This window comes from Novosphingobium sp. HR1a (assembly GCF_015594425.1).
Classification (GTDB): domain Bacteria; phylum Pseudomonadota; class Alphaproteobacteria; order Sphingomonadales; family Sphingomonadaceae; genus Novosphingobium; species Novosphingobium resinovorum_A.
Genome location: NZ_JABXWS010000097.1, coordinates 44,008 through 56,389 on the forward strand (window position 1 = coordinate 44,008; position 12,382 = coordinate 56,389).

Annotated in this window: 13 protein-coding genes; 9 read left to right on the plus strand and 4 right to left on the minus strand. The window is 64.7% G+C overall.

The annotated features are described in order from the left end of the window. Window positions 1–147 precede the first annotated feature (147 nt). Window positions 148–2,478, minus strand: a complete 2,331-nt coding sequence (locus HWN72_RS25680; protein WP_036526540.1) for a TonB-dependent receptor — start codon at window positions 2,476–2,478, stop codon at window positions 148–150. A gap of 251 nt (window positions 2,479–2,729) precedes the next feature. Here HWN72_RS25680 and HWN72_RS25685 point away from each other — a divergent pair, with 251 nt between their 5' ends. Next, a complete protein-coding gene (locus tag HWN72_RS25685) occupies window positions 2,730–3,440 on the plus strand; it encodes a TetR/AcrR family transcriptional regulator (RefSeq protein WP_036526542.1) in 711 nt (236 codons plus the stop codon). A gap of 19 nt (window positions 3,441–3,459) precedes the next feature. Continuing rightward, the gene (locus tag HWN72_RS25690) at window positions 3,460–3,939 is read left to right on the plus strand and encodes a nuclear transport factor 2 family protein (RefSeq protein ID WP_162177389.1); all 480 of its coding nucleotides are present in this window, start codon (window positions 3,460–3,462) and stop codon (window positions 3,937–3,939) included. A 36-nt stretch (window positions 3,940–3,975) separates the two neighbouring features. Here the strand turns inward: HWN72_RS25690 and HWN72_RS25695 are convergent, their stop codons facing one another. Continuing rightward, window positions 3,976–4,752: a ThuA domain-containing protein gene (locus tag HWN72_RS25695; RefSeq protein WP_211151702.1), complete on the minus strand. Its 777-nt coding sequence runs from the start codon at window positions 4,750–4,752 to the stop codon at window positions 3,976–3,978. After that, complete coding sequence (locus HWN72_RS25700; RefSeq protein ID WP_008830784.1) at window positions 4,749–6,194, minus strand: SRPBCC family protein; 1,446 nt, start codon at window positions 6,192–6,194, stop codon at window positions 4,749–4,751. Before HWN72_RS25700 ends, HWN72_RS25695 begins: the two co-directional genes overlap by 4 nt. Window positions 6,195–6,339: 145 nt before the next feature. Between HWN72_RS25700 and HWN72_RS25705 the strand changes: the two genes are divergently transcribed. The 5 genes from HWN72_RS25705 to HWN72_RS25725 all read left to right on the plus strand — a co-directional run bounded on the left by HWN72_RS25705 (window position 6,340) and on the right by HWN72_RS25725 (window position 9,751). Continuing rightward, the gene (locus tag HWN72_RS25705) at window positions 6,340–7,119 is read left to right on the plus strand and encodes an SDR family NAD(P)-dependent oxidoreductase (RefSeq protein WP_036526546.1); all 780 of its coding nucleotides are present in this window, start codon (window positions 6,340–6,342) and stop codon (window positions 7,117–7,119) included. Continuing rightward, entirely contained in the window at window positions 7,116–7,937 is an 822-nt protein-coding gene (locus HWN72_RS25710) for an SDR family NAD(P)-dependent oxidoreductase (protein WP_211151703.1), read from the plus strand. Before HWN72_RS25705 ends, HWN72_RS25710 begins: the two co-directional genes overlap by 4 nt. A 75-nt stretch (window positions 7,938–8,012) precedes the next feature. Continuing rightward, on the plus strand, window positions 8,013–8,792 hold the full coding sequence (locus HWN72_RS25715) for an SDR family oxidoreductase (RefSeq protein ID WP_036526549.1): 780 nt from the start codon (window positions 8,013–8,015) through the stop codon (window positions 8,790–8,792). Window positions 8,793–8,808: 16 nt separating this feature from the next. Next, window positions 8,809–9,318 carry a VOC family protein gene (locus HWN72_RS25720; protein WP_036526677.1) on the plus strand — a complete coding sequence of 170 codons (510 nt, stop codon included), beginning with the start codon at window positions 8,809–8,811 and terminating at the stop codon, window positions 9,316–9,318. 154 nt (window positions 9,319–9,472) lie between these two features. Beyond that, a complete protein-coding gene (locus HWN72_RS25725; protein ID WP_155986283.1) occupies window positions 9,473–9,751 on the plus strand; it encodes a hypothetical protein in 279 nt (92 codons plus the stop codon). Window positions 9,752–9,785: 34 nt separating this feature from the next. Here HWN72_RS25725 and HWN72_RS25730 read toward each other — a convergent pair whose 3' ends face one another. Next, entirely contained in the window at window positions 9,786–10,583 is a 798-nt protein-coding gene (locus tag HWN72_RS25730; RefSeq protein WP_036526552.1) for an SDR family oxidoreductase, read from the minus strand. A gap of 257 nt (window positions 10,584–10,840) precedes the next feature. On the opposite strand from HWN72_RS25730, the gene HWN72_RS25735 reads away from it, so the two are divergent. Then, complete coding sequence (locus HWN72_RS25735; protein WP_036526554.1) at window positions 10,841–11,368, plus strand: VOC family protein; 528 nt, start codon at window positions 10,841–10,843, stop codon at window positions 11,366–11,368. 18 nt (window positions 11,369–11,386) lie between these two features. After that, the gene (locus HWN72_RS25740) at window positions 11,387–12,337 is read left to right on the plus strand and encodes an aldo/keto reductase (RefSeq protein WP_036526555.1); all 951 of its coding nucleotides are present in this window, start codon (window positions 11,387–11,389) and stop codon (window positions 12,335–12,337) included. The last annotated feature ends 45 nt before the right edge of the window (window positions 12,338–12,382 follow it).

The window sequence follows — 12,382 nt, forward strand, 5'->3', positions numbered from 1 at the left end:
CTTCGCTCCGCTCGCAATGACGGCATGGGGGGGCGTCATCACGAAGCGAGAGCAGGCTAACCTTCCCCTGCGGCGCACGAAACCGCAGGGGAAGGCCGGCTCGGCGCAGGCCCGCACCTGCCCGTGAGGAGAGCGCCGCCACCATCGTCAGAACTTCACCGAGCCTTCAACGCCGAAGCTCCTCGGCGGGGCGTAGTTGGTGAAGTTGAACAGCCCCGCGACCGAGTTGGCCGAGACGCGGTAGACCTTGTCCAGCAGGTTGCGACCGAACACCGCGACGCGGAAGCGCTCGTCGGGATCGGTCCAGCCGATGCTTGCCCCCACCAGTGTGCGCGCCTGACCTTGCGAATAGTCGGCGTTGAGCGTCGTGGATTCGTACTGTGCCTGATAGTTGACGTCTGCGTTGAGCGAGACGACGCCCCAGTCGGTCGGCGGGAACTCGTAATGCACGTTCCCGCTGGCCGTCCACTTGGGCGCATTGCGCAGCTTGAGGTAGGAGGCATCGTCGTTCACGCCGTCACCGTTCACGTCGGTGCTGAACTCGTCGTACTCCGCCTTCTGCCAGCCAACCGAAGCGCCCATCGTCAGGCCCACCACCGGTGCGGCGGAGATTTCGAGTTCGATGCCCTTTACGTGGGCCTTGCCCGCATTGGTCGTCCGCGTCTCCTGCCCCGGCAGGCCTGTGATCGGATCGATGAAGGGGACCACCGCGTCGCGCTGCAGATCGTTGTACTTCACATAGAACGCCGCGATGTTGACGCGCAGCTTGCGATCGGCCGTCTCGGTCTTGAAGCCCAGTTCGAAGCTGTCGGCGGTCTCCTCACGAAACGGCAGCGCCGACGTAGCGGACATCGCCTGCTCGTTGTAGCCGCCCGACTTGTAGCCCTGGCTGTAGGTGAAGTAGTTGTTGATCCCCGGCGCGATCTCCCAGCGATAGCCTGCGCGCATCGTCGGCTTGGAGAACTTCGCGCTGTCGCTGTACTCGGGCCAGAACCCGGTCGCGATCGTCGAGCGGCGCACTTGCGGACGCACCGCGAAGTCCTTGCTCTCCTTGGTGTAGCGGGCGCCGACGAAGACCGAGAACGGGTCGGCGACCTTGTATTCCGCCTCGCCGAACACGGCGTAGCTGTCGACCTTGTAGTTCGCGGTGGACTGGTTCGGGTCGGTCAGCGCGGTGGGGTCTCCCAGGAAGCGCAGGAAGCCGAGGAAGCTGGTAGCATTGGCGTCCAGCTTCTGCCCCCAGTACATGCCGCCCACGGTGAACTTCAGGACGTCCGAGAAGTCGGAGCTGAACCGTGCCTCGAGACTGTACTGCTTGCGCACGTCCTCACGCGTAGAGACGAACAAGTAGGCGTTCTCACCCGTATAGTCGGAAGGCAGCTTGGACTGCACCCGCCGCCAGCCGCCGACGACGGTGATCGTGCCGACGTCATCGACCGAATGCTCGCCGCGCAAGTAGACGCCGTCCACATCGACGCGGTGACCATCGAGCGTACCCACGCAAGTCGGCGCAGTGGCCGAACCTTCGCACAGTGTGGTGCCGGTCTTGTAGGGGCTTTGCCCGGTCGTCTGAATGCCGGGGAAGCCGACCACGTCGATCAGGAAACCCGGAGGCGTCTCGTTGACCGAAGGCGGACTGTCGCCACGATCGCGCAGCAGTTCGTAGGTGAGCAGGATGTTGGTGTCGTCGGTCGGCTCCCACAAGAGCTTGGCGCGGGCGCTGAAGTAGCGCGATCCGCCCCAGCGCTGGCCGCGTCCGGGCACGCCCTCGAAGCCGTCGACGTCGTTGTTCTTGGTCAGACGGTAGTAGCCGTCGCTTTCCTGGAACGATCCTGCCGCGCGGAAGTAGAGGTTGTCGGCGAGCGGGATATTGATCGCGGCCTTGACGTCCTTGGTGTTGAAGCTGGAATAGCCGAGCCGCACTTCGCCGCTGAAGCCGGGCTCCGGCTTCTTGGTAATGACGTTGACGACGCCGCCCACGGTGTTCTTGCCGAACAGCGTGCCCTGCGGTCCGCGCAGGACTTCGATGCGCTCCACGTCGAACAGGTCGAACAACTGGGTCTGGACGTGGGCGAGCACGAAGTCGTCCACCACCACGCCGACGGCGGGCTCGAAGGTCAGGATGATGTCGCCGGTGGACTGGCCGCGAATGCCGATCGAGGCGGCGTTGAAGCCCGGGACGTTGGTTATGACGACGTTGGGCACGTCGCCCGCCAGCGCGCGGATGTCGGTGGCGAACTTGTTCTGGATCGCCGTCTCGGTGAAGGCGGAAACCGCCACCGGCGTGTCCTGCAGCGATTCCGAGATGCGCCGCGCGGTGACGACAATGTCCTCCAGTCCGCCCTGCTGCGGCGGCGGATCGGCCTGCGGCGGCGCGGAAGCCGGAGCGCTTTGTGCCATCGCGGTAGTGCTGACGCTCGCCAGAAGCCCCATGGCGAAAGTCGTGAAGACGCAATTCAGGTGTCGTTTGCCGATCATGTTCTTCCCCTCCGAGCCGACTGCCTTCGTTTGGTCATGGGCAGTTCGAATCACGTGCCGACTTTTTCGCCGGACAGGCATAAATGAGTACAGATGATCATTTTTGTGAAGACATAAAAAACATTCATGTATGATTTGTTTTACCGCAGTGCAGCGGTGATGGAGCGGAGGGGATTGTCTTGGAGAGCGGCGAAGTTCACGTTTCTCCCGGTAATGAAAAGAGAACCACCACGCCGGGGGGCATTGCTGCGATGCAAGACGTGATCGCGAAAAAACCGCCGGTGATTCGCCGCCGCTACACCAGCCCGGCGATGACCGAGCGCCGTGCGCGCATCGTCGACACCGCGCACCGCATCCTCGGCGAAGGCGGAGTCGCGGCGCTGACCATCCGGCGATTGTCCGAAGACGCCGGGGTGGCCCAGCGCACGCTCTACCGCCTATTCGGCGACAAGGACGGCGTCATCAGCGCCACCGTCGTCGATCGCATGGTCGAGGTGCGCGAACACATCGCCCGGCGCGGTGCGACTTACACGCTGGAGGTGGTGTTCCGCGAACTCGACTGGATGGTCAGCGAGCTTGAGCGCGACAGTCTCTACGCCCGCGTCGTGATCGACTTCGTCTTCGCCCCCGAGCCGCGCGAACTGGAAGTGCGGGAACTGACCTCGGTGGCGCACACGCGCTTCTCGGGGTGGCTGAACCTTCAGCGCGCCAAAGGCCACGTCCGCGATGATCTCGACCTACCGACGCTGGTGGACACCCACGTCATGCACGAATTCGTGGTCTACCGCCGCTGGGCGCTGGGCCAGTGCGCGGGCGACCAGTGCCGCGCCGAACTGCACGCCTGCTTCCTGCAGAGCGCGGCGCTGCTGCTGACCGGCGACATTCGCGAGACCTACATGCGCAAGCTGGCAGCGATCCAGAAGAAGATCGCCCGCCTCAAGCGCGCCTCGACCAAGGAATAATAACAAGCGGGAGAAGATGATGACTCTTGAAGACCTGATCGCACGCGAGGAAATCCGCCAGCTTCGCGTGGATTACTCGACCGCCTTCGACTCGATGGACGAGGCTGCGGTGCGCCGCAATTTCGCCGACGACATCCTATGCGAGTTTCCGGAGCCCTACGAAGGCGTCGAGGCGGTGCTCGGCCTCTATCGCCAGCACTGGAAGCACCTGCGCGCGCCGCTAGAGACGCTGCATTACGTCGCCAATCACGCCATCGAGCTGACGGGATCTGACACCGCTCACGGGCATTGCCTGTTGCTGGACCTCGTCACCCGCCAGCATGCGGGCTCGGCCATCGTCACGCCGGGCGGGGAGGCGAACCCGCTGCTGCTGATTGGTCGCTACGACGACCATTACGTCCGGCAGGACGGCCGCTGGAAGTTCGCACGGATTGCGCTCACCATCCTGTGGCCGACGCGGTCGGATAAAACCGGAGCGCTTCCGTTCAAGGTCGATTGAGCGGGGCTGCGCCGGGGCAGACCCCGGCGCCGCGTCTCACTTCCCGCTCTGCTTGAGCCAGGCGATGCCCCGGCGCAGCAATTCGTAGAACACCGGGAGATCCCAGGCGCAGCGGTCCACCGTAGGCCACCAGTCGAGCATCGGCTGGAGGTCGTAGTGCCCCCGGCAGTGCCCCAGCGTGTTGTAGAGTACGGCGCCCTTGCCGTGGTCCTTGAGGTACATCACCGGCTGCTTGCCCAGCGTATCGGCCGCCTCGACGAAGCCGGTGCCCTCGACCGTGCAGTCGGTCTCCAGCAGGACGTGCAGGTGACCGTGCGTCTCCATGTGGTAGAGTTCGTCGGTCGTCTCGAACGGCTCGATGCCCGCCACCAGCGGATGGCCGGGATCGGCCACGGTCACCGTGTAAGGCGCGATCGGCGGGTGCGAGATGAACTGCGAACCCAGCATGTCCATGAACAGCGGTGCCCAGCGCGGGGCGTCCCACAGGCCCTTGTCCGGCCCTTCGGACAGCAGGCGCAGCACCGAGTTGGTGCCGTGCAGCGCATGCCAGCGCCCGCCCGCCTTCAGCCAGTCGCGCAGCACCTCCTGCGCCGCCAGCGAGGGCGTGACGTCGCAGGTATAGGTGATGAGGATGTCCGCCTGCCGCAGTGCGTCGAGGTTCTCATAATCCTCGAACACGCGGGTGCGCACGCTGGGGTCTTCGGCGAGGAGCTTGAGAAGCTCCAGCCGCGCGAAGTCCATGTCGTGCCACACGCCGCCGCAGATGAGGACGCAGTTTATGCGCGGAGGATGCGCGCCTTCAGCCTCACTCATGCCTTCGGAGCCCCGCCGAGGTCGCCCCCAAGGTCGCCGACGATGTACTTCATCATCGTGTCCTGGAACTGACGGATGCGGATTTCCTGATAGTTCCCGAGGTTCACCTTGCCGTTCTTCGAGGCATGAAGGCCGTCCTGCACGTAAGGCAGGTTGTCCATGTCCTGCTCGAACACGTCGCCCAGAATGCCCAGTTCCGGCGCCTCGGTCCACTTCTGGTCGAGCCGCAGCATCTTGAGCGGCGCGCCGCGCGGGATCGGCTGGCCCTTGGGAATACGCGCGAGGATGCGCACTTCCATGATGCAGGTGTCGGGCGTCTTGCCGGGCAGCCAGTTGTAGACGATGTTCGGCATGTACCCGCCCCAAGGCGCGAAGTTCGGGAACACGTTGTAGACGAGTCCGTCGAGCAGTTCGGCGTCGGTCGCGCTCTCGTGGTCGTAGCCGGTGCTCTCGGTATAGGCCGCGCGCATGGCGGCGCCCAGCGCCGCGCGGGCGGTCATGCCCTCGGGCACTTGGATCGCCATCGGGTTGGCGTGGGCCTCACCTTCGTAGTTGTCGCCAGAGCGGCCGTTGTACTTGATGAACTCGTCGACGATCCACTGCTCGCCCTGCCCTTCCGCGATGTGCGGGCTCATCACGCCGAAGGGGACGAGGTTGACGTTCACATTGTCGCCCCAGGTCCAGTAGGCGGCGTTGGAATCGCCAGTGAACGGCAGCAGCTGCGGGTGCGTGACGATGGTGTGCCAGGCCTCCATGAAGGCTTCCATCACCACCTTCCAGTTCGCCGGGACTTCCTTGGCCACGCGCATGACGCTGGCGCATTCCTCGTGCCGCCAGCGCTTGAAGTGCTCGGGCAGCGGGGCGAGAAATTCCTCGAGGCTCGGGCCGCCCGATTCCTCGCGGATGAAGACGTAGCCCGACCAGCGGCCCACTTCGGCGGCGGGCAGGTCGAGGTCCTTTTCGGCCAGATGCGGGAAGTCCCACTGGCAGGGCATCGAATCGAAGCTGCCGTCCTTCTTCCATGCGAAACCGTGGAACGGGCAGACGAACTTGTCGGCGGCGCCTTCCTCGGTGCGCAGCTTGCGGCCACGGTGGAGGCAGACATTGTGCATCGCCCGGATCGAGCCGTCGTCCTGACGGCTGACGAGGTACGAACGGCCCGCGTTCTCATAGACGATGAAGTCACCCGGATCGGGCAGGTCTTCCTCGCGCGCGACGAACTGCCACACGTAGGGCCACATCCGCTCGCGTTCGAGCTTGGCGAATGCCTCGCTGGTGTAACGCTCGGCGGGAATCGCCTCCGAACCGCGGTACGTATAGCTCTCGTCAGTCAGAATCGCAGGCGGAGTGCGCGAATCCTGCGCCATCAGTTCCGCCCAGCTTATGCCTTCGCTGCGGTCTTCACCCAGCTTTCCGGCGATTTCCGGATCTCGATCGGCCATGGTCGTTCAATCTCCCAAGAACGCATTTCCCTGTTTGTCGCCATTTCTGCACCCCGCTGCACCACAAGTCACCTTGCTCAAAATCATAGGTTGTGGAGCGGCGCGGATGGGCCATGTTGGCCGGGATAGTAATCGGGAGAATGCCGTGAAGCGGCTTGAAGGCAAGGTGGCGCTGGTCACCGGAGGAACCTCCGGCATCGGCGCCGGCACTGTCGAGCGTCTGTGCGCCGACGGGGCTAAAGTCATTTTCACCGGCTCCAACCAGGCGGCGGCGGATGCGCTGTGCGCCGCGACCGGGGCCGAGTTCGTGAAGCACAACGTCACCGACGCGGCGGCGTGGGACGGCCTGATCGCACAGATCCTCGAAAAGCACGGGCGGCTCGACATCGCCTTCGCCAATGCCGGGACCGAAAGCGGCGACGGCAGCATCGAGAGCATCTCGATCGAGGGCTGGAACAACGTCATGGGGGTAAACCTCACCGGCGTCATGCTCACCGTGCAGCACGCGATGCGGGCCATGGCGAAGAATCCGGAAGGGCCGGTCGGCTCGATCATCGTCAATTCCTCGATGAACGCGCACCGGGCGATGGGCAACTTCGTGGCCTATTCGGTGTCGAAGGCCGCCGTGATCGCGCTGGTCAAGGCGTCGGCGGTGCATTCGGGCAACCAGAAGTACGGCATTCGCGTCAACGCCGTGCTGCCGGGCGTCGTCGAGACCGCCCTGATCGTCAACCTGATCGAGAAATCGGGCGACCCCGTCGCCACCCGCGCCGCCTACGAGGGCCTGTCTCCGATGGGCCGCATGGCCGCTGTGGAGGAAGTCGCCGGCATGGTCGCATGGCTTGCGAGCGATGAGGCAAGGTTCTGTTCTGGAAGCGAATTCACCATGGACGGCGCGTCCACTGCAGGGATGAACGGCGTATGAGCGAGGAACTGGGTTCGCAGCGGCTGAAGGGCCGCGTAGCGCTGGTTTCCGGCGGTCTTCGGGGCATCGGCCTCGCCTGCGTCGAGCGGTTCCTGGCCGAAGGCGCCGAAGTGGTCCTGACCGACCTCGAGGCACCGGACACTGAGTATGCCAGCGCCACGCTCGCCCGTCTGGGGCAGGCCGCCAGCTATGTCAGCGCCAATGTCGCCAGCGAGGACGACTGGGCCAAAGTGCTCGCCGCCGTGACCGAAAGGCACGGAAAACTACACATCCTGGTCAACAATGCGGGCATCGACCTGACCGGCCCGGTGGCCGAGACCTCGCTTGAAGGCTGGCGCCGGATCATGAGCATCAACGTCGACGGCGTGTTCCTCGGCGTGCGGACTTTCGTGCCGCTGATGGCCGCGAGCGGGGCAGATTTCCGGGGCGGCGCCTCGATCATCAACGTCAGTTCGATCATGGGCCTGGTCGGCATGAGCGAGGTTTCGGGCTACAACGCCAGCAAGGGCGCGGTGCGGCTGTTCACCAAGTCGATCGCGCTGGAATTTGCCGAAAAGAAGATGCCGATCCGCGCGAATTCGCTGCATCCCGGCTTCGTTCTGACCCCGCTCCTCAAGGAAGGCTTCCAGCGCTGGGTCGACAAGGGCGTCGCCAGCAAGGCGCAGGATCTGGTCGATCTGATGTCCAGCAAGACCCCGATCGGACGGCTGGCGGACCCGGCGGAACTGGCCAGCGCGGTCTATTTCCTCGCGTCTTCGGACAGTTCGTACATGACCGGCGGCGAGCTTGTCGTCGATGGCGGCTGGACCGCGCAATAGCGGCACAAAGCGGCACCTAGCGATACCATAACCCCACTACAGCGGCACACAGAGGCCCTTGGGAGAGACAAGACCATGACCATCGCCCTTCCCGACGTGATCGCCGTCGTCACCGGCGCTGCCGGCGGCATCGGCCGCGAGATCGTCAAGGCCATGAAGGCCGCCGGCGCCACCGTGATCGCCACCGACCTCAAGGACAGCGCAGACATCGAAGGCGCCGACCACTACCTCAGGCACGATGTCACCAGCGAGGCCGACTGGCGCGCGGTGGAGGCGCTGGTGCGCGAAAAATATGGCCGCCTCGATGCACTGGTGAACAACGCGGGCTTCTCGATCGTGACCAAGTTCGAAGACACCCCGCTCTCCGAGTTCCACAAGGTCAACGCCATCAACGTCGACTCGGCTATCATCGGCACGCAGGTCATGCTGGGTCTGCTTCAGGAAGGCGGTAAGGCGCGGGCCTCGGGCTCCTCGGTCATCAACTTCTCGAGCGTCGGCGGCCTGCGCGGCGCGGCGTTCAATGCCGCCTATTGCGTCAGCAAGGCGGCGATCAAGATGCTTTCGAAGTGCCTGGGCGCAGAGTTCGCCGCGCTCAAATACAACATCCGCGTCAACTCGGTGCACCCCGGCGGGATCGACACGCCGATGCTGAACTCGATCATGGACCGCTACATCGAGCTTGGCGCTGCGCCTTCGCGCGAAGCCTCGATCGCGGCGATGAACGTCGCACACCCGATCGGCCGCCTCGGCAAGCCGGAGGAAATGGCGGGCGGCGTGGTGTTCCTCGCCTCCACCGCCTCCAGCTTCATGACCTGCGACGAACTGGTGATGGACGGCGGGTTCAGCCAGGTCTGAAATGGAGGAGCGGAGCATGGCCCAGAAACTGCCCGGCGTCATCGGCGTCCACCATATCGGCGTATCGGTGCCCGATCTGGGCAAGGCACGCGAATTCTACTTGGACATCCTCGGCGCGGTCGAGGAGGTCGAGCCGCTGAGCTGGTCCGACAACCCCTTCATCGATCAGGTCGTCGGGCTGGAGGGCAGCGCCGCCCGGCAATTCTTCTGTCGCCTCGGCAACGTGCAGATCGAAGTCTTCGAATATCTCGCCCCCAAACAGGCACCGCAGGACCCGCGCCGGGGCGTCAATGAATACGGCTATACCCATGTGGCGCTGCAAGTGGAGGACGTCCTTGCCGTCCACGAACGGATCGTCGCGGCGGGCCTGCCGGTGCACACGCCGCCCGCGATGGAGGGCATCACCGTCGATGCGAGCGGCATGAAACACGGCTATGCCGGAACCTATTGCCGCGACTTCTTCGGCAATGTCTTCGAGATTCTGGAGATCCACGAGACGCCGGAAATCCTGCCGATCCACGCCTGACTTTCCGCGTTCACATTTGAACGCAAAGGAAAAATTTCACTCGGCAGTGCAAATTCGGCGGATGAACCGAAACTTAATCGGCCCGGCCGTGTTCCCGGAATGAGAGACAGCGCGGTATCGGTCGCGATGCTGCCCCCGCCCGGGAGCCTGAAACGTGGATATGAACACCCTCAACCGCAGCCGTGCCCAGCAGGTGGCGCGCGTCATCGAGATTCGTGCCGTCGAAAGCGGCGCAGTGGACGCTGATGTCGTGCCGGCCGCCCTGCTTCGCGATGCGGTGCGCGAAGCCGGGTTGTTCCAGCGTTCGGTGCTTGGTCACCTCGACCACAAGGAATGGCGCGACCGCGTTCGCGCCGACGGCCAGCGGCTTATGGACCTGCTCGCCGAGATCGGTTTCCGTCCCAGCGAGCGCGCAGCCCGCAAATCCGCCTGACGCCGCTCCTGATGGCAAGGGCGGCGCTCACATTCTAGCGGTCTCCGTCTACAGAAAAGTACGCCGGAGTTCGGGCATAATAGTCCGATCCCAGTCGGCAATCGACAAGCCCGGCATCGACTGCGAGCACCTGCCCTGTAACGTTCAGCCCGTCGTCGCCGGCCAGATAGGCGAAGGCCCCCGCGATTTCGTCGGCTTCGACGACGCGGCGCAGCGGGTTGCGCGCCTCGGCGGCCTTGCGCATCGCGGCGGCATCGCCATAGGCAAGCTCGGTCATGCGGGTCGGCACGTTTCCGGGCGCGACGGCATTGACCCGGATACCGTCGGCCGCCAGTTCCGCTGCGACCGAGCGGGTCAGTCCGATCACTGCATGCTTGGCCGCAGTATAGGCATGCGGCCCCAAGGGTGCGAGACCGGCGGCGCTGGAGGTCGAGAGGATCACGCCCGCCCCCTGCGGCCGCATGACGCGCGCGGCGTGCTTCATGCCGTAGAACACACTGTCGAGCAGCACCGCCAGCGTATTGCGCCACGCCGCCGCTTCGATCGCCTCGACGCGGCCCACTGCGCCGAGTTGCCCGGCGTTGTTGACCATGCAGTCCAGCCGACCATGCAACACCATAGCCTGATCCACGAGGGCGGCGACGTCCTCCTCGCGGGTGACGTCGCAGGGAACGAAAGCGGCGGAAAGCTCGTCCGCCAGCAACTGGCCCGCGTCCTGCCTGATATCACCAAGCACCAGCACGGCGCCCTCCCGCGCGAACCGGCGCGCGGTCGCTTCGCCAAGCCCGCTTGCCGCTCCGGTTATTACCGTGACCTTACCCTCAAGCCGCATCTTCGCTCTCCATTATTGGATTCATTGATGAATGTTTCATATGCACAATTCGCCGATGCTCAAACGTCTCATGCTGGCCGCCGCGTGGCTGGGCACGCAAGCGTTCCATTCGATTATCTCGAATAATCCTTGATCTTATGGTTCCGCCCTGCACCACCGCGATCGCCTGCGCCCTCGTGCGCGAGCCATGAATTTTGCAGTCTTGACTGCTTGTTTTTATAACCCGACAAGAACAACGAAGACAGCGAGAGAGGGTCATGAGCAGGTTCTACGGCGAGGCCATGCAGGCAGGCTATCTGGTCGAGGCTCTGGAACCCGCAATCGCATATTGGACCAAAAGTCTCGGTATAGGTCCGTTCTTCGTCATGCCGCGGCCCGAATTCATCTGGCTGCGCAATGGCGGCGAGGATGTGGACGATACCGCGATCATTTCCCAGGTCGCCCTCGCCCACAGCGGAGCGATGCAGATCGAGCTGATCGTGCCCGGCCCCGCGCCATCGACTTATCGCGATTTCCTCGCCGCAGGCGGGCGCGGCCTGCATCACATCGGTATGGCGAGCGACGATTTCGACGCCCAGCGGCAGGCGGCGCTTGGCGCGGGTCTGACCGTGGCGACCGAAGGCGCCTCGCAGCGCACCCGCTTCGCCTACATGCAACCTGCGGCAGGAGCGCCCGGACCGATCGTCGAACTGATCGACATGGTCCCGGTGATGCGCGAGATTCATGCCCACGTGAAAACCGCCTCGCTGGGCTGGGACGGGAGCGACCCTGTCCGGCACCTCTGACATTCGGGAGACAGCGAAGTGACCCCATGTCCGCTCGGCCGCACCGGCCTCACCGCCGCCCCGCTGATGCTGGGCGGCAACGTCTTCGGCTGGACCGCCGACCGCGAGGAAAGCTGCGCCATCCTCGACGCTTTCGTCGATGCAGGCGGCGCACTGATCGACACCGCCGACGTCTATTCCGCCTGGGTCCAAGGCAATGCGGGCGGCGAATCCGAAACGCTGATCGGCGAGTGGCTGCGCCGTAGCGGCAAGCGCGAGCAGGTCCTGATCGCCACCAAGGTCGGGCTGCTCCCCGGCGCTGGCGGCAAGGGCCTTTCGGCCTCGCGCATTGCCGGGGCCATCGAGGAATCGCTGCAGCGGCTCGGCACCGACCGCATAGACGTCTACTTCGCTCATCGCGACGATCCCGAAACACCGCTGGAAGAAACCCTTGAGGCCCTCGACCGGCTGGTGAAAGCCGGGAAGGTGCGGGTGCTCGGCGCTTCCAATTACGCGCCGGACCGCCTCGATGCGGCGCTGGCGGTCAGCGACGCCAATGGCTGGGCGCGTTTCGCGGTGATCGAGCCGCGCTACAATCTGCTGGAGCGCGATACCTACGAAGGGGCGCTGCAGGAGATCGCCCTGCGCGAAGGGCTTGGCGTGGTTCCGTTCTACGCGCTCGCCAATGGACTGTTGACCGGCAAGTACCGCAGCCTCGACGACATCGCCGGCCATCCCCGCGAGGTCTACCTCCGACCGATCTTCTTGCGCCCGGAGGTGCCCCGCCTGATCGCCGCGATGGAGCAGGTGTCGCGGGAGACGGCCGCCTCGATGGTGGCCGTCGCCATTGCGTGGATGCTGGCGCAGCCGGGCGTCACCGCTCCGATCGCCAGCGTATCGCGCCCCGAACAGCTCGGCGACCTCGTCGCAGGCACGCGCCTGACGCTCGATGCCACGCATCTGGCCGTGCTGGACAAGGCACTCGCCTAAACACACGCGAACGCTCCTGAAACAAGAGGCCGGCGCGCGATTGGA

Excerpts from the sequence above, each read along its gene's own strand:
- HWN72_RS25680 (WP_036526540.1), bottom strand. The coding sequence starts at position 2,478 with ATGATCGGCAAACGACACCTGAATTGCGTCTTCACGACTTTCGCCATG.
- HWN72_RS25685 (WP_036526542.1), top strand. The coding sequence starts at position 2,730 with ATGCAAGACGTGATCGCGAAAAAACCGCCGGTGATTCGCCGCCGCTAC.
- HWN72_RS25690 (WP_162177389.1), top strand. The coding sequence starts at position 3,460 with ATGACTCTTGAAGACCTGATCGCACGCGAGGAAATCCGCCAGCTTCGC.
- HWN72_RS25695 (WP_211151702.1), bottom strand. The coding sequence starts at position 4,752 with ATGAGTGAGGCTGAAGGCGCGCATCCTCCGCGCATAAACTGCGTCCTC.
- HWN72_RS25700 (WP_008830784.1), bottom strand. The coding sequence starts at position 6,194 with ATGGCCGATCGAGATCCGGAAATCGCCGGAAAGCTGGGTGAAGACCGC.
- HWN72_RS25710 (WP_211151703.1), top strand. The coding sequence starts at position 7,116 with ATGAGCGAGGAACTGGGTTCGCAGCGGCTGAAGGGCCGCGTAGCGCTG.
- HWN72_RS25715 (WP_036526549.1), top strand. The coding sequence starts at position 8,013 with ATGACCATCGCCCTTCCCGACGTGATCGCCGTCGTCACCGGCGCTGCC.
- HWN72_RS25720 (WP_036526677.1), top strand. The coding sequence starts at position 8,809 with ATGGCCCAGAAACTGCCCGGCGTCATCGGCGTCCACCATATCGGCGTA.
- HWN72_RS25730 (WP_036526552.1), bottom strand. The coding sequence starts at position 10,583 with ATGCGGCTTGAGGGTAAGGTCACGGTAATAACCGGAGCGGCAAGCGGG.
- HWN72_RS25735 (WP_036526554.1), top strand. The coding sequence starts at position 10,841 with ATGAGCAGGTTCTACGGCGAGGCCATGCAGGCAGGCTATCTGGTCGAG.